Raw genomic sequence first — 18,079 nt, forward strand, 5'->3', positions numbered from 1 at the left:
GCCCATTGTCACCCGCTGCCGCGACCGGGCGCGGAGCGGCGGGGTTACGGTGTTCTCGACAGACCGGGTACCTGGGGCGACACTTGTCCGGCCCCCGGGTGAGCAGCACGCCCGAAGCAGCTTCAGGTCCCAACAGAAGGGTGTCCGAGTGTCCCGCCACAGAATCGGCTTCTGGTACCGCTTTACGGCGGTGTTGGCAAAACCGCCGCTCGTGGTTCTGTTCAAGCGGGACTGGCGCGGAATGGAGCACATTCCGGCCGACGGCGGATTCATCACCGCGGTCAACCACAACTCCTACCTCGACCCGCTGTCGTACGCCCACTTCCAGTACAACACCGGCCGGGTCCCGCGTTTCCTCGCCAAGGCCGCCCTCTTCAAGGGCAGCTTCGTCGGCGCGGTGCTGCGCGGCACCGGGCAGATTCCCGTCTACCGCGAGAGCACCGACGCCGCCAATGCCTTCCGGGCCGCGGTGGACGCCATCAACAAGGGCGAATGCGTGGCCTTCTACCCCGAGGGCACCCTCACCCGCGACCCGGACATGTGGCCCATGGAGGGCAAGACGGGCGCCGCCCGCGTCGCCCTGCTGACCAAGGCCCCGGTCATCCCCGTCGCCCAGTGGGGCGCCAACGAGGCCATGCCGCCCTACGCCAAGGAGAAGAAGCTGCGGCTCTTCCCCCGCAAGACCCTGCGGGTCCTGGCCGGCCCGCCCGTGGACCTCTCCGCCTACTACGGCAAGGAACCCACCGGCGAGGTCCTGCGCGAGGCGACCGACGTCATCATGAAGGCCATCACGGAGCTGCTCGCCGAACTCCGCGGCGAGCCGGCCCCCGCCGAGCCGTACACCCTCAAGAAGGCCCGCGCCGCGGTCCGCAACCACCGCCGCGAGCGGCCGCAGGAGGACAGCAAGTGACGCGTTGCGCCGTATACGGCACCGGTTCCTGGGGCACCGCCTTCGCGATGATCCTCGCCGACGCGGGCTGCGAGGTCACCATGTGGGGCCGCCGCGCCGCCCTCGTGGACGCCATCAACACCGGCCGCACCAACCCCGACTACCTCCCCGGCGTCGAGCTCCCCGCCTCGGTGCGCGCGACCACCGACCCCGCCGAGGCGGCGCGCGACGCGGCCTTCACCGTGCTGGCCGTCCCCTCCCAGACCCTGCGCCAGAACCTCACCCGGTGGGCGCCCCTGCTGGCCGCCGACACCGTGCTGGTCTCCCTGATGAAGGGCATCGAACTGGGCACGGCCAAGCGGATGAGCGAGGTCGTCGAGGAGGTCGCCAAGGTCTCCCCGGACCGGGTCGCCGTCCTGACCGGCCCCAACCTCGCCAAGGAGATCGCCGCCCGGCAGCCCGCCGCCGCCGTCGTCGCCTGCCACGACGAGTCCGTCGCCAAGCGCCTCCAGGCCGCCTGCCACACCGCGTACTTCCGCCCGTACACCAACACCGACGTGGTCGGCTGCGAACTGGGCGGCGCCGTGAAGAACGTCATCGCCCTGGCCGTGGGCATCGCCGACGGCATGGGACTGGGCGACAACGCCAAGGCGTCCCTCATCACCCGCGGCCTGGCCGAGACCACCCGGCTGGGCCTGGCCATGGGCGCCGACGCGCACACCTTCGCCGGCCTCGCGGGCATGGGCGACCTCGTGGCCACCTGCGCCTCGCCGCTCTCCCGCAACCGCACCTTCGGCGCCAGCCTCGGCCGTGGCATGACCCTGGAGGAGACCATCGCGGTCACCAAGCAGACCGCCGAGGGCGTCAAGTCCTGTGAGAGCGTGCTCGATCTGGCCCGACGTCACCATGTCGACATGCCGATCACCGAGACCGTGGTGGACATCGTCCACGAGGGCAAGCCGCCCATGGTGGCCCTCAAGGAACTCATGTCACGCAGCGCCAAGCCCGAGCGGCACTGACGCACCTCCTGCCACCAGGTACTCTCGACGCGTTATGAGCAGCGAGAACTCCCCCCAGAGCCCTGACCGGAAGCCGCGTGTCGCGGTCGTCTTCGGCGGCCGCAGTTCCGAGCACGCCATCTCCGTGGTCACCGCAGGCGCCGTGCTGCGCGCCATCGACCGCAGCAAGTACGACGTGCTGCCGATCGGCATTACCACCGACGGCCGTTGGGTACTCACCGCCGACGACCCCGAGCGGATGACGATCGCCGGGCGCACGCTGCCCAGCGTCGAGCAGCTCACCGACTCGGCGGAGGGCGGCGTGGTCCTGCCCGTCGACCCCGCCAGCCGCGAGGTCGTCTACACCGAGCCGGGCGCCGTCCCCAAGGCGCTGGGCGAGGTCGACGTCGTCTTCCCCGTGCTGCACGGCCCCTACGGCGAGGACGGCACCCTCCAGGGCATGCTGGACCTGGCCGGCCTCCCCTACGTCGGCGCGGGCGTCCTCGCCTCCGCCGTCGGCCAGGACAAGGAGTACATGAAGCGGGTCTTCATCTCCTACGGGCTGCCCGTCGGCCCGTACGAGGTGATCCGGCCCCGCGAGTGGGACACCGATCCGGCCGCCGCCCGCGAGAAGATCGTGGCCTTCGCCGGCGAGCACGGCTGGCCGCTGTTCGTGAAGCCCGCCCGCGCCGGTTCCTCCATGGGCATCACCAAGGTCGACGACGTCTCCGGCCTGGACGAGGCCATCGCCGAGGCCCGCCGCCACGACCCGAAGATCCTGGTCGAATCGTTGCTGCGCGGCCGCGAGATCGAGTGCGGCGTGCTCGAGTTCGAGGACGGCCCGCGCGCCAGCGTGCCCGCCGAGATCCCCCCGGTCAGCGCGCACGACTTCTACGACTTCGAGGCCAAGTACATCGACTCCGCCTCCGGCATCGTGCCCGCCCCGCTGAGCGAGGACGACACGCGCCGGGTGCAGGAGCTGGCCGTCCAGGCCTTCGAGGCCGTCTCCTGCGAGGGACTGGTCCGCGCGGACTTCTTCCTCACCGAGGACGGCGAGTTCGTGATCAACGAGATCAACACCATGCCCGGCTTCACGCCCATCTCCATGTACCCGCGCATGTGGCAGGAGACCGGTGTCGAGTACCCCGAGCTGGTCGACCGTCTCGTCCAGGCCGCCCTGCGGCGGCCGACGGGGCTGCGCTGAGCACCTCGCCGGAGAGGGCCGTCAGGAGATGATCCCCTCGGGGATCGTCTTCAGGACGGCGCCGGAGAGGTCGGTGAGCGCGCTCAGGTCGCCGCCCTCCCCGACGATCTTCTTCGGAAGCGTCACCTCCACCCACGCCTCACGCCGGACGGTGGTGCAGCGCACGCTGCCGTCCGGCTGCCGCTCGGGCAACCAGCCGACGTCGTTGACGTCCATCGAGTCAGTGGCGGGATTCCGCTTGAGCAGCTCCGGCTTGGCCACCCCGCAGCGCAGGGAGATCGCCGGTTCGCCGTCGGTGCCGCCCCATATGGCGGTGAGCTCCGAGACGGGCTCGACGGTACGCCGCCCGAGCCCGCCCACGGTGCGGGGCAGCTCCTGGTGCAGCGCCCGGCAGAGCGCGGCCTGCCGCTCCGGCGGTGTGGGCACCGCCGGGCCCGCCCCGGCGTCCGGGCCCGAACAGGCCACGGCCGCGAGGAGCACGGCGAGAGAGGGCAGGCCGAGAGGCCGGCGGAGCGAAGACTTCACCGGCCGAGCATACGGGGGAGCTAGATATGGACGACCGGGCAGGTCAGCGTGCGGGTGATGCCCTCCACTTTCTGGACCTGCGCGACCACCATCCGGCCGAGCTCGTCCACGGTGTCGGCCTGGGCGCGCACGATGACGTCGTACGGCCCCGTCACGTCCTCGGCCTGGATCACTCCCGGGATCTTGCCGATGACTTCGGCCACGGTCGACGCCTTGCCGACCTCGGTCTGGATCAGGATGTACGCCTGTACCACGGAACCTCCAGGGCGGCTTCGAGGATCATGTGGGGAGAAGAGACGCCACGGTACCGCGTCGCCGCACGGTGCGGGGAGACCCGCGCGGCCTGCGCGGCGCGGGACACGTCACGAACAGGGCAACCGACACTCCGAGGAGGAGCTCAGTGAAAGGCACCGTGGGCGAGTTGGGGGAGTTCGGGCTCATCAGAGAGCTGACCTCCCGGCTCACCACCACCCCGGCGGTCCGGCTCGGGCCGGGTGACGACGCCGCGGTGGTAGCGGCGCCCGACCGCCGGGTCGTGGCCAGTACGGACGTCCTCCTGGAAGGACGCCACTTCCGCCGCGACTGGTCCACCGCCTACGACGTCGGCCGCAAGGCCACCGCGCAGAACCTCGCCGACATCGCCGCCATGGGCGCGGTGCCCACGGCGGTCCTGCTGGGCCTGGTCGTCCCCGCCGAGCTCCCCGCCACCTGGCCGACCGAGCTCATGGACGGGATCCGCGACGAGTGCCAGGTCGCGGGCGCGGCGGTGGTCGGCGGGGACGTGGTGCGCGGTGAGACGATCACCGTCGCCATCACGGCGCTGGGCGACCTGCGCAACCACGAACCGGTCACCCGCTCCGGCGCCCGGGCCGGCGATGTCGTCGCGGTCACGGGCTGGCTGGGCTGGTCCGCGGCCGGGCTCGCCGTGCTCTCCCGCGGCTTCCGCTCGCCGCGCGCCTTCGTCGAGGCCCACCGGCGGCCGGAACCGCCGTACCACGCCGGCCCCGCGGCCGCCGCGCTCGGCGCCACCGCCATGACGGACGTCAGCGACGGCCTCATCGCCGACCTCGGGCACATCGCCGAGGCCAGCAAGGTCCGCATCGACCTGCGCACGGCGGCCATCGACGTGCCGACCCAGATGCTCGACATCGGACAGGCCGTGGGCGTCGACCCGCTGCAGTGGGTGCTGACCGGCGGCGAGGACCACGCCATCGTGGCGACCTTCCCGCCCGACGTGAAGCTGCCGGCCCGCTGGAAGGTCATCGGCGAGGTCGTCAACCCCTCCGCGCTGCCCCAGGTCACCGTGGACGGCGCCCCCTGGGACAAGGCGGGCGGCTGGGACCACTTCGGGGAGATGGAACCGGGGGAGTAGATTCGGCGCCATGCCGATACCTCCCCGCGTACTGACCGTCGCCGGATCCGACTCCGGCGGCGGTGCGGGCATCCAGGCCGACCTCAAGACGATGCTGGCCCTCGGCACGCACGGCATGAGCGTGGTCACCGCCGTCACCGCCCAGAACTCCCTGGGCGTCCAGGGCGCGTGGCCGCTGCCCGCCGAGGCCGTACGGGCCCAGTTCCGCAGCGTCGCCGACGACATCGGCGTCCAGGCCGTCAAGACCGGCATGCTCGCCTCGGCGGAGCTGGTGGAGACGGTCGCGGAGCTCTTGGCGGAGGTGGACGCCCCCGTGGTCGTCGACCCGGTGGGCATCTCCAAGCACGGTGACGCCCTGCTGGCCGCCTCCGCGCTCGACGCGGTCCGCACGAAGCTGCTGCCGGCCGCCACCGTCGCCACCCCCAACCTGGACGAGGTCGCCTGGCTCACGGGCGTACGCGTGACCGGCGAGGCCGACCTGCGCCGCGCGGCGGACGCCGTACTGGCCCACGGCCCCCGGTGGGCGCTCATCAAGGGCGGCCACCTCGCCGGCGACGCGGTCGACCTGCTGACGGACGGCACCGAGGAACACTGGCTACGGGCGCCACGCCACGACAACCGGCACACGCACGGCACGGGGTGCACGCTGGCGAGCGCGATCGCGGCGGAGCTGGCGAAGGGGCGGGACGTTCCGGAGGCGGTGGAGCAGGCCAAGGTCTACGTCACCGGCGCCATAGCGGCCGGCTTCGCGCTGGGCCGGGGCATAGGCCCGGTGGACCACGGGTGGAAGCTTCCCCGGTCCTCAATCGCCGGACGGGCTGGAAAATCCAGCCCGTCCGGCGCTTGAGGACAAAGGGGGTCCGGGGCGGAGCCCCGGTTTCGGGAAGGGGCGGGTAGGGGAAAACAAAAAGCCGGCCCCCCGAAGGGGACCGGCTTCAAAGGTCGGCGAGGCTGCCGCGCTACTAGCTAGTTAGCGCGAGACCTTGCCGGCCTTGATGCACGAGGTGCAGACATTGAGGCGCTTCGGCGTCCGACCGACCACGGCACGCACACGCTGGATGTTCGGGTTCCAGCGACGGGACGTACGGCGGTGCGAGTGCGAAATGTTGTTGCCGAAGCCCGGCCCCTTGCCGCAGACGTCGCAGTTGGCAGCCACGGGTCACTCCAAAGACTTCAGATGCACTTACGGGAAATCCCGGCGTACCGATGTCGGTGGTGACTGGCTTGCCAGGGGGTATGGCCTGATTCTCATCAGGCAACCGGAGCAGCATACAACGACCGCTCCTGGACAACGAAACTACCATGACCGCCCCGGACCCCGCCCGGGCCGCCCCTCCGGCACCCCGGCCGGACTACTCTGCTCCAGCACTGCCCCCGCCCCCAGAGTCCGAGGAGGACACAGGTGCCGCCCACGCTGGACGCCGACGCGGTACGCACCTGGTGCGCCCTGGCGCTCGACGCGCTCGGCCGCAACCGCGAGGAGATCGACGCGATCAACGTCTATCCCGTCGCGGACGGCGACACCGGCACCAACCTCTACCTGACCGTCGAGTCCGCCGCCCGCGCGGTCGACGCCGCCTTCGAGGGCCACGCCACCACCGGCCCCGCCTCCCGCCCGGACCTGGCCGAGGCCATCAGAGCCATGGCCCACGGCGCGCTCATAGGCGCGCGCGGGAACTCCGGCACCATCCTCGCCCAGCTGCTGCGCGGCATGGCGGAGGTCCTGGTGACGGCCGGTGACAAGGATCACCGACCCGGCGGCCCCGGCGGCCCCGACGACGCGGCGTTGCTGCGGCGAGCCCTGCGGCGCGCGGTGGAATCCGCTTACGAGGGCGTCGCCCGGCCCGTGGAGGGCACCGTCCTGACCGTCGCCGCGGCCGCCGCCGAGGCCGCCGCCACCACCGCCGGCGGCGGCGCGGCCGTCGCCCGGGCCGCGTACGAAGGGGCCCGTACGGCCCTGGAAGCCACCCCCGGCCAGCTGGAGGTCCTCGGCCGGGCCGGAGTGGTCGACGCCGGCGGCAAGGGCCTCGTCGAGGTCCTGGGCGCCCTGGCGAGCGCCCTGGCCGGCGCCGGGACGGGGCCCGTCGCGGCCGCTGCCGCCCGGCCGGCCGCCACCCCCCACCCCTGGCAGAGGGAAGGCTGCCCGGCCGATTTCGGCACCGGCGCGCGGGGCGGCGAACCCGCCTTCGAGGTGATCTACCTGCTGGAGGCGGACGACACCGCCGTGGCCCGCCTGCGCACCCGGCTCGACGCGCTGGGCGAGTCCCTGGTCGTCGTCGGCGGTGACGGGCTGTGGAACGTCCACGTCCATGTCGACGACGCCGGTGCCGCCGTCGAGGCCGGCGTCGAGGCCGGACGCCCGTACCGCATCCGCATCACCCACTTCGCCGCCGCCGACCAGGAACGCACCCGCGTCCGCGAGCCCGCCCAGCGGGCCGTCGTCGCGGTCGTGCCCGGCACCGGCCTGGCCGCCCTGTGCGAGCAGGCCGGGGCGACCGTGGTGGCCGTACGGCCGGGGGAGCCCCCCGCCGCCGGGGAACTGCTCCAGGCGGTCCGGCGCGCCCACGCCCGCGAGGTCGTCCTGCTGCCCAACGACGCCGACCTGCGGCACACCGCCGCCGCGGCCGCCGAACAGGCGCGCGGCGAGGGCGTACGCGTCGCCCTGATCCCCACCCGCTCCCCGGTCCAGGGCATCGCGGCGCTGGCCGTCCACGAGTCCGGCCGGCGCTTTGACGAGGACGTCGTCGCCATGACCGCCGCCGCCGGCGCCACCCGCTATGCGGAGCTGGTCGTCGCCGAGCGCCAGTCCTGGACCATGGCGGGCGTCTGCCAGGCCGGCGACGCACTCGGCCTGATCGACGGCGACGTGGCCGTCATCGGCGCCGAGCTCGCCCGGACCGCCGAGACCGTGCTGGACCGGATGCTCGCGGCCGGCGGCGAGATGGTCACCCTCGTCCTGGGCGCCGACGTCCCCGACGCCGTCGCCGAGCGCCTGCAGCGGCACGTCCGCGACGGCCACCTCGCCGTGGACACCGTCGTCTACCGGGGCGAGCAGCAGTCCCCGCGGCTGCTCATCGGCATCGAATAGGCGCCGACGGGCACCGAATGGGCCCGGTTGTCACAGGCGTGGTGTGCAATGGAACGCGTGCCCGCGCTCGAAACTGCAGTCCCCTGGGGGATGACCCCCAGACCCCCAGCCGGAAACCCGTGCCGCCGGGCCTGGAGGCAAAGTGCTGGATGAATCCCTGAAGAAGACTCTCGGCGGCAACACCGCGAAGGTGATGGCCGAGCACCTCGACCTGCACACGGTCGGCGACCTGCTGCACCACTACCCGCGCCGCTACGCGGAGCGCGGCGAGCTGACCCGGCTCGCCGACCTGCCGCTGGACGAGCACGTCACGGTCGTCGCGCAGGTCAGCGACGCCCGCGTGCTGAAGTTCAACAACGGCAAGGGGCAGCGCCTGGAGGTCACGCTCACCGACGGCAGCGGACGGCTGCAACTGGTCTTCTTCGGCCGGTCGATCTACCACCACCAAAAGGAGCTTGTCCCGGGCCGCCGCGGCATGTTCGCGGGCAAGGTCGGCACCTTCCGCAACATCCGCCAGCTGTCCCACCCCGCCTACGAGATGCTCGGCAAGGACAGCGGCGCGGACGCCGTCGAGGCGTGGGCCAACCAGCTCATCCCGCTCTACCCGGCCTGCTCGCAGATGGAGTCCTGGAAGGTCTCCAACGCCGTCGACGTGGTGCTGGCCTCCATGGAGGCCACCGGCTGGCAGAGCGTCGTGGACCCGCTGCCGGAGGCGCTGCGCACGGGCCGCGGCCTGCTCCCGCTGCCGGAGGCCCTGCGCAAGGTGCACCGCCCGCGCACCAAGGCCGAGATCGAGGACGCCCGGTCCCGGCTGAAGTGGGACGAGGCGTTCGTCCTGCAGGTGGCCCTCGCCCGCCGCCGCCACGCCGACTCCCAGCTGCCGGCCGTGCCCCGCAAGCCCCTGGCGGGCGGCCTGCTCGACGCCTTCGACGCCAAGCTGCCCTTCACGCTCACCGACGGCCAGCGCAAGGTCTCCGCCGAGATCTTCGACGACCTGGCCACCGAGCACCCCATGCACCGCCTGCTGCAGGGCGAGGTCGGCTCGGGCAAGACCCTGGTCGCCCTGCGCGCCATGCTCGGCGTCGTCGACGCCGGCGGCCAGGCCGCCATGCTCGCCCCCACCGAAGTCCTCGCCCAGCAGCACCACCGCTCCATCACCGAGATGATGGGCGAGCTCGCCGAGGGCGGCATGCTCGGCGGCGCCGAACAGGGCACCAAGGTCGTCCTGCTCACCGGCTCCATGGGCACCGCCGCCCGCCGGCAGGCGCTGCTCGACCTCGTCACGGGCGAGGCCGGCATCGTTGTCGGCACGCACGCCCTCATCGAGGACAAGGTGCAGTTCCATGACCTGGCCCTGGTCGTGGTGGACGAGCAGCACCGCTTCGGCGTGGAGCAGCGCGACGCGCTGCGCTCCAAGGGCAAGCAACCCCCGCACCTGCTGGTGATGACCGCGACGCCCATCCCGCGCACGGTCGCCATGACCGTCTTCGGCGACCTGGAGACGTCCGTGCTGGACCAGCTCCCGGCCGGCCGCTCGCCGATCGCCACCCACGTGGTGCCCGCCAGGGACAAGCCGCACTTCCTCGCCCGTACCTGGGAGCGGGTGCGCGAGGAGATCGAGGGCGGCCACCAGGCGTACGTGGTGTGCCCGCGCATCGGCGACGAGGAGGAGCCGAAGAAGAAGCAGGCCGGGGAGGACGCCGAGCGGCGTCCGCCGCTGGCCGTCCTGGAGATCGCCGAGCAGCTCGGCGCCGGGCCGCTGGCGGGCCTGCGCGTGGAGGTGCTGCACGGGCGGATGCAGCCCGACGCGAAGGACGACGTCATGCGCCGCTTCGCGGCCGGCGGGATCGACGTCCTGGTCGCCACGACCGTCATCGAGGTGGGCGTGAACGTGCCCAACTCCACGGTCATGGTGATCATGGACGCGGACCGGTTCGGCGTCTCCCAGCTGCACCAGCTGCGCGGCCGGGTCGGCCGCGGCTCGGCGCCGGGGCTGTGCCTGCTGGTCACCGAGGCGTTCGAGGCCAGCCCGGCGCGGGCCCGGCTGGACGCGGTGGCCAGGACGCTGGACGGCTTCGAGCTGTCCCGCATCGACCTGGAGCAGCGCCGCGAGGGCGACGTGCTCGGCCAGGCGCAGTCCGGCGTCCGCTCCAGCCTGCGGATGCTCACCGTCATCGACGACGAGGAGGTCATCACGGCCGCCCGCGAGGAGGCCACGGCGATCGTGGCGGCCGACCCGGAGCTGGCCGGACTGCCCGCCCTGCGCACCGCGTTGGACGCGCTGCTGGACAAGGAGCGGGAGGAATTCCTCGACAAGGGATGAGTCCCGGCCGCACCCGCGCGGCCGCCGCGGCGCCGACGCCATACGCTGAAGGGGCGGCGGCCACCGCCGCCCGACACCACCCGACACCGCGCCACCCCACCGCGAAGGACCCAAGACCCCATGACCCGCGTGATCGCCGGCGCCGCCGGCGGACGCCGCCTGGCCGTGCCGCCCGGCACCGGCACCCGTCCGACCTCCGACCGGGCGCGTGAGGGCCTGTTCTCCACCTGGGAGTCCCTCCTCGGCACCCTGGACGGCACCCGCGTGCTGGACCTCTACGGCGGCTCGGGCGCGGTCGGGCTGGAGGCCCTCTCGCGCGGCGCCGCGCACGTCCTGCTGGTCGAGGCGGACGCCCGTGCGGTGCGGGTCATCCGGGAGAACGTCCGGGCGATCGGCCTGCCGGGCGCCGAGGTGCGCAGCGGCAAGGCCGAGGCGGCCATCGCCGGCCCGCCGCCGGCCGGCCCGTACGACGTGGTCTTCCTCGACCCGCCCTACGTCGTGAGCGACGACGCTCTCCGCGAGATCCTGATCACACTGCGCACCGGGGGCTGGCTCTCGGACGACGCGCTGGTCACCGTGGAGCGCAGCACCAGGGGCGGGGCCTTCGACTGGCCGGACGGCTTCGACGCACTGAGGGCCCGTCGTTACGGCGAGGGGACGCTTTGGTACGGTCGCGCCGCCTCGGCGTGCACTGCCGACACCCCGTCAGGCACGTCATGAATGGACCGGAGAGCGAGGAACCACCGTTGCGCCGCGCCGTCTGTCCGGGGTCGTTCGACCCCGTCACCAATGGACACCTCGACATCATCGCCCGCGCGTCCAAGCTGTACGACGTCGTGCACGTGGCCGTGATGATCAACAAGTCGAAGCAGGGCCTGTTCACCGTCGACGAGCGGATAGAGCTGCTGCGGCAGGTCACCGCCGAGTACGGCAACGTGCGGGTCGAGTCCTTCCACGGCCTTCTCGTCGACTTCTGCAAGCAGCGTGACATCCCCGCCATCGTCAAGGGCCTGCGGGCGGTCAGCGACTTCGACTACGAGCTGCAGATGGCCCAGATGAACAACGGGCTCTCGGGCGTCGAGACCCTGTTCATCCCCACCAACCCCACCTACAGCTTCCTCTCCTCCAGCCTCGTCAAGGAGGTCGCGACCTGGGGTGGCGACGTCTCCCACCTGGTGCCGCCGCTGGTGCTGGAGGCGCTCAAGGAGCGGCTGGGACAGCCGTAAGCATCTGACGCGTCGTCAGTAGCTGCGGGGCGCCTCCGGCGGCCGTACAGTCGTCTCGTTCGTTACGTCGGCCGGAAGGCCCCCCGGATTCCAAGAAGGCGGCGACCGTCAAGGTGGACGTCCAGAAGAAGCTCGACGAGATCGTCACGACCGTCGCCGGTGCCCGTGCCCTGCCCATGTCGGCCTCCTGCGTCCTGAACCGGGCCGAGCTGCTCGCCCTGCTCGAGGAGGTGCGCGGCGCCCTGCCCGGCTCGCTCGCCCAGGCGCGGGAGGTCATCGGCGGCCGGGAGCAGCTCGTGGCGGACGCCCGCGAGGAGGCCGAGCGCATCCTGGAGTCGGCCCGCGCCCAGCGCGGCACCCTGATCTCCGACACCGAGGTCGCCCGCCAGTCCCAGGAGGAGGCCGACCGCATCCTCGCCGAGGCCCGCCGGGAGGCGGCGCGGATCCGCGCGGAGGCCGACGACTACGTCGACAGCAAGCTCGCCAACTTCGAGGTCGTCCTCACCAAGACCATCGGCTCCGTCGACCGGGGCCGCGAGAAGCTGCTCGGCCTGCCCGGCGCGGACGCCGCGGGGGACGACGGGGACGCCCCGGAGCGCAGCGCCGACCCCACGGCCCAGCGCCACCGCGCCGACGAGTACGTCGACGCCAAGCTGGGCGCGGTCTCGGCGGTGCTGGCCAAGACGCTGGAGGCCGTCGGGCGGGGCCGCGAGAAGCTGCTCGGGGCCCGGCCCGCCGACGAGCTGGGGGCCCACATGGCCGCCCAGGACGGCCTCGGCGCCGGCCGCCCCACGAGCGACACCGAATACCTGGCCGAGCTGGCCGCGCCGCAGGAGGCGCCACAGCCCTTCTCCGCGCCCCAGGAACACCGCCGGCCCCAGCAGCCCGCCTGGGACGACTACGCCGCCCCCGCCCCGGCCTACGCCGCGCAACAGGACCCCTACGGCTACCCCCCGCAGCAGGCCGCCCCCTACCCGCCCCAGGCCGACCCGTACGCCGTCCAGGGCGGCTACCCGCAGCCCGATCCGTACGCCTGGCAGCCCCAGGACGGCGGGCACGGCTACGGCGCCCCGGGGGGCTACGGCGAGTCGCAGCAGTACTCCCCGACGCAGCAGCCCCAGCACGCCCAGCAGGGACATCAGGGGCAGCAGCCGCAGGGCGGGGCACTCGACGAGACCAGCCTCTTCGACACCTCGATGATCGACCTCGATCAGCTCAGGCGGTACGAGCAGGGGCGCTGAGCCCCTCCCGCCACCGCCCCACCGCCGGTCACCGGGGTGCGGATTGGGTCCAGGGCGGGCCGTCCAGTATCCTGGCTCTTCGGTCGCGTGTACGTCCGCGATCCAGGCTGCCCTCCGTGCGTCAGAGCCCGGGGGTCGTCGTCACCGCAGCGTAGAAAGCAGGAAGCCCTGAACGCCCGCCTTGATCCCCGTAACCCTCTCGTGTTCGACACACGCGAGCTGGGCCGGCGACCCGGCGCGCTGAAGCGGGTCTCCCGCTCGATCCCCGCCCCCCAGGACCTCGGCATCGAGGTCATCGGTGTGGCCGAGGGCGCCGCGGTGGAGCTGGACCTCCGGCTGGAGTCGGTCATGGAAGGGGTGCTCGTCACAGGCACCGCCCGTGCGCCGCTCACCGGGGAGTGCGTAAGGTGTCTGGAGCCGCTGGAGCGAGAGCTCGAAGCGGACTTCCAGGAGATGTTCTCCTACCCCGACGCCGACGCCCGGGGCCGCCTCGCGGCCGCGGACGACGACGCCGAGGACGACGAGGAGGACATGCTCTTCCTCGAGGACGACATGTTCGACCTCGAACCCGTGCTGCGGGACGCGGTGGTGCTCTCACTGCCGCTGCAGCCGGTGTGCCAGGAAGACTGCCCTGGCCTGTGCTCCGAGTGCGGGGCACGGCTGGCGGACGACCCGGACCACCACCACGACGCCGTCGACATCCGTTGGGCGGCACTGCAGGGACTCGCCGGTTCCGACCAGGACGGCGAGAAGGAAAACGCACCCCGTGCCAACGGGGATGACTCACAGGAGAAGTAGCCGTGGCTGTTCCGAAGCGGAAGATGTCGCGCAGCAACACGCGCCACCGCCGGTCGCAGTGGAAGGCTGCGGTCCCCACCCTGGTGGCATGCGCTAGCTGCCACGAGCCGAAGCTGCAGCACATCGCGTGCCCGAGCTGCGGCACCTACAACAAGCGCCAGGTCATCGCGGTCTGATCGGCGGGTGACAGGCTTCATGTCAGATGCCACTACGCCGTCCCGCAGCCGCGGGAATGGATCGGCGCCGGCGGACACGGCCTCGTCTCACACGCTTCTGGAAGGGCGGCTCGGGTACACACTCGAGACCGCCCTTCTGGTGCGTGCGCTGACGCACCGGTCCTACGCGTACGAGAACGGCGGTCTTCCCACCAACGAGCGGCTGGAGTTCCTCGGGGACTCCGTCCTGGGTCTGGTGGTCACGGACACCCTGTACCGCATCCACCCCGACCTGCCCGAGGGCCAGCTGGCCAAGCTGCGGGCCGCGGTGGTCAACTCGCGGGCGCTGGCGGAGGTCGGCCGCGGCCTGGACCTCGGCTCCTTCATCCGGCTGGGCCGGGGCGAAGAGGGCACGGGCGGCCGGGACAAGGCGTCGATCCTCGCGGACACCCTGGAAGCGGTCATCGGTGCGGTCTATCTCGACCAGGGCCTGGAGGCCGCGGCCGAGCTGGTGCACCGGCTTTTCGATCCGCTGATCGAGAAGTCCTCGAACCTCGGCGCCGGCCTGGACTGGAAGACCAGCCTTCAGGAGCTGACCGCCACCGAGGGGCTCGGCGTTCCGGAGTACCTGGTCTCCGAGACCGGTCCCGACCACGAGAAGACCTTCACGGCTGCTGCCCGCGTCGGTGGTGTCGCGTACGGCACCGGCACCGGCCGCAGCAAGAAGGAAGCGGAGCAGCAGGCGGCGGAGTCCGCCTGGCGCGCCATCAACAGCGCGGCGGAAGCCCGCGTGGCGGCCGAGAAGGCCGCCGCCGAATCCGGTGTGGTGCCGGAGGACGACAAGCCCTCCGACAGCGTGCCGGGTACGGCGAGCTGAACCCGGAGCCGGCCCGCGGTGCGTACGCGCACCGCGGGCCGGCCCATTTTCTCTTCCCGTCTTTACCCCGGAAGGAACGCCGTGCCCGAGCTGCCCGAGGTCGAGGTCGTCCGCAGTGGCCTGGAGCGCTGGGTCTGCGGGCGCACGGTCGCCGCGGTGGAGGTCCTGCACCCCCGGGCCGTGCGCCGCCACCTCGCGGGCCCGGACGACTTCGCCGCACAACTGACCGGGCACCGCCTCGGCCTCGCCCGGCGGCGCGGCAAGTACCTCTGGCTGCCCGTCGAGCCGCCCACGGGCGCGGCCGGACCGCCGGCCCGCGCCGTCCTCGCCCACCTCGGCATGAGCGGTCAGCTGCTCGTCCAGCCCCAGGGCTCGCCCGACGAGAAGCACCTGCGCATCCGCGTCCGCTTCGCCGACGCCCAGGCCACCGAGCTCCGCTTCGTCGATCAGCGCACCTTCGGTGGGCTCTCCCTGCACGACGCGGTGCCCGGGGACAGCGAGGGCCTGCCCGACGTCATCGCGCACATCGCCCGCGACCCCCTCGACCCCGCCTTCGACGACGACGCCTTCCATGCCGCGCTGCGCCGGCGCCGTACGACGATCAAGCGGGCGCTGCTCGACCAGTCGCTGATCAGCGGCGTGGGAAACATCTACGCCGACGAGGCGCTGTGGCGCACCCGGCTGCACTACGACCGGCCGACGGCGGGCCTGACCCGGCCGCGCACGGCCGAGCTGCTCACCCACATCCGCGAGGTCTTGAACGAGGCCCTCGCCGCCGGCGGTACCAGCTTCGACGCCCTCTACGTCAATGTGAACGGCGAGTCGGGCTACTTCGACCGCTCGCTGGACGCCTATGGGCGCCAGGACGAGCCCTGCCGCCGCTGCGGCACCGCCATCCGCCGCCGCGCCTGGATGAACCGCTCCAGCTACTTCTGCCCGCGCTGCCAGCGCCCGCCGCGCGTCGCCGCCTGAGCCGGGCCGCGGTCAGCGGTCCCCGGCGTCGTAGCGCTCCTGGGCGGCGAGGATGTCCGGCATCCGGACCTCCAAGAGTTCGATCAGCTCCATCAACCGCCCGCTGATCTCCTGCCCCAGCGGCGTCAGCCGGTAGTCCACGCGCGGGGGATTGGTCGGCTGGGCCTCGCGGTGCACGAGTCCGTCGCGCTCCAGGGCGTGCAGCGTCTGGGAGAGCATCTTCTCGCTGACGCCGTCGACGCGGCGGCGCAGCTCGTTGAAGCGCAGCGTGTCCTCGCGCAGCGCGCCGAGCGTCAGGCTGCCCCAGCGTCCGGTGACATGCCCGAGGGTCTCGCGCGACGGGCAGGCGCGCGCGAAGACGTCGAAGGGCAGCTGCGCCTCGGCCCCGCTGTCGCCCGCTCCGTCGGTGATGCCGTCGGTCCTGGTCATAGCAACACCATACTCCCGCACAGCGCTGTCCGCAGGGTTGCGCTTTCCAAAAGTTAGTGCTCTCCTTTAGTCATCGCACGCCCCGCCCATCACTCGAGGAGCATCCCGCCGTGACCACGCCTGTCGTCTCCATCGCCTACCACTCGGGCTACGGCCACACCGCCGTCCTCGCCGAGGCCGTCCGGACCGGCGCCGCCGAGGCCGGCGCGACCGTCAGCCTGATCAACGTCGCCGAGATCACCGACGCCCAGTGGGAGCAGCTCGACGCCTCCGACGCGATCATCTTCGGCTCGCCCACCTACATGGGCACCGCCTCCGCCGCCTTCCATGCCTTCGCCGAGGCGACGGCACAGCGCTGGGCCACCCGCGCCTGGCAGGACAAGATCGCGGCAGGCTTCACCAACTCCTCCTCCAAGAGCGGCGACAAGCTGAACACCCTGCAGTACTTCACGGTCTTCGCCGCCCAGCACGGCATGCACTGGATCGGGATGGGCGGCCTCCCCGGCTGGAACAGCTCCACGGCCTCCGAGGACGACATCAACCGCCTCGGCTTCTTCCTCGGCTCCGCCGCCCAGACCGACAACGACGCGAGCCCGGAGGGCGTGCACAAGGCCGACATAGCCACGGCCGAGGTCCTCGGCCGCCGCATCGCCGAGCAGGCGCGCGTCTACGTGGCGGGCCGCGCCGCCCTCTGACGCACCCCGCCTGTCACCACCCCGCCCCGGCCGGACGGCATCGATCCCGTCCGGCCGGGGCGGCGGCGTTCAGTAGCCGAAGTCCTGTGTCCAGTAAGGCCCGTTCCCGCCGTGGTGCACTCCGACGCCGATGCTCCTGTAGTCGCAGTTGAGGATGTTCGCCCGATGGCCGCTGCTGCGCATCCAGGCGTCCATCACCGTGTGCGCGTCCGGGTGGCCGCGTGCGATGTTCTCCCCGCCCAGGTTCTTGACGCCGCGTTTGGCGGCCCGGTCCCACGGCGTCCGGCCCTCCGGGTCGGTGTGGTCGAAGAACCCCCGCCGGGCCATGTCGTCGCTGAAGGACTGGGCGAGGCGATTGAGCTTGCCGCTCGCCCGCAGCGGACGGCAGCCCGCCTTCGCCCGCTCGGCGTTGACCAGGGACAGCACCAAGTGCGCCGCTGTCGACCGGGGATCGGCCAGCGTGCCGCGCACATGCGCCGTGCCGTCGTCGGCGGCGACCGCGGCCGCCGCCGCGGAGTGCGGCTTCGCCGCCGTGCGGGCCGGCCGCGAAACGGGGGCGCCGTGCCGTGGGCCGGCGGCGGTGAACCCGTCGTCCGTCGGAGTGGGGTCCGCCGACGGCGGCGCCGAGGACGGGGCGGACGGCGGGCGCTCGGCCCCCCGGCTCGCCGGTACGGACTCGCGCAGGCCGGCCTGGTCCACGCCGCCCGCGCGCACCGCCCGGGCCCGCTGCTCGGGCTGCTCGCGCTGGTCCGCCGGGGCGGCGGCCGGGCGCGAGCGCTGCTCGGAAGCCTCGGGCGGGCCGTCGGCCCGCACCTGTCCACTCGTGCCGGCGCCGGGGGAGTGCCCGGCGCCGCCGCCGGCCGAGAAGACCCCGGCGGGCAGCAGGCCGGAGACCACCGCGACCGCGCCCATGGCCACGGCGGCGGACGCGCCGAGCAGGCCCGTGCGCCGGCCGGGCGGCACCGACTTGGCGCCCTTCGTCGCCGTGGCCGTCTTACCGGCCTTACCGGTCTTGCCGGCCTTCCCCGCCGCGCCCGCTCTGCTCCGCTTGGCGCGGTGCGGGCTCCTGTGCCGTCCGACACCGGTGGGGCCGGAGCGGACGACGGGGATGGGCTGGGTTACTGCTTCGGCCGGATCCTCGAGCTCGAACACTTCGGCCGACTCGCTCGTGAGGGGTGCCCGGGCTTTCCGGGCATTCGCCACCGCTTCATCAGCGGTCGCGCGGGCAGAGCGTCGATGGCGACCCATCCGCTGCCTTCCTTACGTGTTCGGCGTGAAAGTGCGTCA

Annotated in this window: 20 protein-coding genes; 15 read left to right on the plus strand and 5 right to left on the minus strand. The window is 72.7% G+C overall.

Features of this window, described 5'->3' with window-relative positions:
- Positions 1–148: 148 nt before the first annotated feature.
- From ABZ956_RS03620 to ABZ956_RS03630, 3 genes are read left to right on the plus strand one after another with little or no spacing between them, the layout of a single operon-like run.
- Entirely contained in the window at positions 149–910 is a 762-nt protein-coding gene (locus ABZ956_RS03620; protein ID WP_361886258.1) for a lysophospholipid acyltransferase family protein, read from the plus strand.
- The gene (locus tag ABZ956_RS03625) at positions 907–1,908 is read left to right on the plus strand and encodes an NAD(P)H-dependent glycerol-3-phosphate dehydrogenase (protein ID WP_361886261.1); all 1,002 of its coding nucleotides are present in this window, start codon (positions 907–909) and stop codon (positions 1,906–1,908) included. The genes ABZ956_RS03620 and ABZ956_RS03625 overlap by 4 nt, the downstream gene beginning before the upstream one ends.
- A 34-nt stretch (positions 1,909–1,942) precedes the next feature.
- Complete coding sequence (locus tag ABZ956_RS03630) at positions 1,943–3,091, plus strand: D-alanine--D-alanine ligase family protein (protein WP_361886263.1); 1,149 nt, start codon at positions 1,943–1,945, stop codon at positions 3,089–3,091.
- Between the two features lie 21 nt (positions 3,092–3,112).
- Here ABZ956_RS03630 and ABZ956_RS03635 read toward each other — a convergent pair whose 3' ends face one another.
- Positions 3,113–3,616, minus strand: coding sequence for a DUF3515 domain-containing protein (locus ABZ956_RS03635; protein WP_361886266.1), 504 nt, complete (start codon positions 3,614–3,616; stop codon positions 3,113–3,115).
- A 20-nt stretch (positions 3,617–3,636) separates the two neighbouring features.
- Complete coding sequence (locus ABZ956_RS03640; RefSeq protein ID WP_360917608.1) at positions 3,637–3,870, minus strand: Lrp/AsnC ligand binding domain-containing protein; 234 nt, start codon at positions 3,868–3,870, stop codon at positions 3,637–3,639.
- 146 nt (positions 3,871–4,016) lie between these two features.
- Between ABZ956_RS03640 and ABZ956_RS03645 the strand changes: the two genes are divergently transcribed.
- Together ABZ956_RS03645 and thiD are read left to right on the plus strand one after the other, a co-directional pair.
- Complete coding sequence (locus ABZ956_RS03645) at positions 4,017–4,988, plus strand: thiamine-phosphate kinase (RefSeq protein WP_361886269.1); 972 nt, start codon at positions 4,017–4,019, stop codon at positions 4,986–4,988.
- Between the two features lie 10 nt (positions 4,989–4,998).
- Positions 4,999–5,835 carry a bifunctional hydroxymethylpyrimidine kinase/phosphomethylpyrimidine kinase gene (gene thiD / locus ABZ956_RS03650; protein ID WP_361886272.1) on the plus strand — a complete coding sequence of 279 codons (837 nt, stop codon included), beginning with the start codon at positions 4,999–5,001 and terminating at the stop codon, positions 5,833–5,835.
- A gap of 123 nt (positions 5,836–5,958) precedes the next feature.
- Here the strand turns inward: thiD and rpmB are convergent, their stop codons facing one another.
- Complete coding sequence (gene rpmB / locus ABZ956_RS03655) at positions 5,959–6,144, minus strand: 50S ribosomal protein L28 (protein ID WP_003957616.1); 186 nt, start codon at positions 6,142–6,144, stop codon at positions 5,959–5,961.
- A 246-nt stretch (positions 6,145–6,390) separates the two neighbouring features.
- Between rpmB and ABZ956_RS03660 the strand changes: the two genes are divergently transcribed.
- The 9 genes from ABZ956_RS03660 (at position 6,391) to mutM (ending at position 15,668) form a co-directional block, all read left to right on the plus strand.
- Entirely contained in the window at positions 6,391–8,076 is a 1,686-nt protein-coding gene (locus ABZ956_RS03660; RefSeq protein ID WP_361886275.1) for a DAK2 domain-containing protein, read from the plus strand.
- 142 nt (positions 8,077–8,218) lie between these two features.
- Positions 8,219–10,399 (plus strand): ATP-dependent DNA helicase RecG, encoded by a 2,181-nt coding sequence (gene recG, locus ABZ956_RS03665; protein WP_361886278.1) that lies wholly within the window; start codon positions 8,219–8,221, stop codon positions 10,397–10,399.
- Between the two features lie 120 nt (positions 10,400–10,519).
- On the plus strand, positions 10,520–11,119 hold the full coding sequence (gene rsmD, locus ABZ956_RS03670) for a 16S rRNA (guanine(966)-N(2))-methyltransferase RsmD (protein WP_361886281.1): 600 nt from the start codon (positions 10,520–10,522) through the stop codon (positions 11,117–11,119).
- On the plus strand, positions 11,116–11,625 hold the full coding sequence (gene coaD / locus ABZ956_RS03675; RefSeq protein ID WP_361886284.1) for a pantetheine-phosphate adenylyltransferase: 510 nt from the start codon (positions 11,116–11,118) through the stop codon (positions 11,623–11,625). Before rsmD ends, coaD begins: the two co-directional genes overlap by 4 nt.
- Positions 11,626–11,738: 113 nt before the next feature.
- Complete coding sequence (locus ABZ956_RS03680) at positions 11,739–12,866, plus strand: cell division initiation protein (protein ID WP_361886287.1); 1,128 nt, start codon at positions 11,739–11,741, stop codon at positions 12,864–12,866.
- A 201-nt stretch (positions 12,867–13,067) separates the two neighbouring features.
- The gene (locus ABZ956_RS03685; RefSeq protein WP_361886290.1) at positions 13,068–13,664 is read left to right on the plus strand and encodes a YceD family protein; all 597 of its coding nucleotides are present in this window, start codon (positions 13,068–13,070) and stop codon (positions 13,662–13,664) included.
- A 2-nt stretch (positions 13,665–13,666) separates the two neighbouring features.
- Positions 13,667–13,840 (plus strand): 50S ribosomal protein L32, encoded by a 174-nt coding sequence (gene rpmF, locus ABZ956_RS03690; RefSeq protein WP_360915403.1) that lies wholly within the window; start codon positions 13,667–13,669, stop codon positions 13,838–13,840.
- 19 nt (positions 13,841–13,859) lie between these two features.
- Entirely contained in the window at positions 13,860–14,696 is an 837-nt protein-coding gene (rnc, locus tag ABZ956_RS03695) for a ribonuclease III (RefSeq protein ID WP_361886293.1), read from the plus strand.
- Between the two features lie 81 nt (positions 14,697–14,777).
- Positions 14,778–15,668 carry a bifunctional DNA-formamidopyrimidine glycosylase/DNA-(apurinic or apyrimidinic site) lyase gene (gene mutM / locus ABZ956_RS03700; protein ID WP_361886296.1) on the plus strand — a complete coding sequence of 297 codons (891 nt, stop codon included), beginning with the start codon at positions 14,778–14,780 and terminating at the stop codon, positions 15,666–15,668.
- A 12-nt stretch (positions 15,669–15,680) separates the two neighbouring features.
- Here mutM and ABZ956_RS03705 read toward each other — a convergent pair whose 3' ends face one another.
- Positions 15,681–16,097, minus strand: coding sequence for a helix-turn-helix domain-containing protein (locus tag ABZ956_RS03705; RefSeq protein WP_361886298.1), 417 nt, complete (start codon positions 16,095–16,097; stop codon positions 15,681–15,683).
- 110 nt (positions 16,098–16,207) lie between these two features.
- Between ABZ956_RS03705 and ABZ956_RS03710 the strand changes: the two genes are divergently transcribed.
- Positions 16,208–16,792, plus strand: coding sequence for a flavodoxin family protein (locus tag ABZ956_RS03710; protein WP_361886301.1), 585 nt, complete (start codon positions 16,208–16,210; stop codon positions 16,790–16,792).
- 69 nt (positions 16,793–16,861) lie between these two features.
- On the opposite strand, the gene ABZ956_RS03715 is transcribed toward ABZ956_RS03710, so the two are convergent.
- Entirely contained in the window at positions 16,862–17,944 is a 1,083-nt protein-coding gene (locus ABZ956_RS03715; protein WP_361886304.1) for a CAP domain-containing protein, read from the minus strand.
- Positions 17,945–18,079: the final 135 nt, after the last annotated feature.

Source organism: Streptomyces sp. NPDC046261, from assembly GCF_040646235.1.
Classification (GTDB): Bacteria; Actinomycetota; Actinomycetes; order Streptomycetales; family Streptomycetaceae; genus Streptomyces.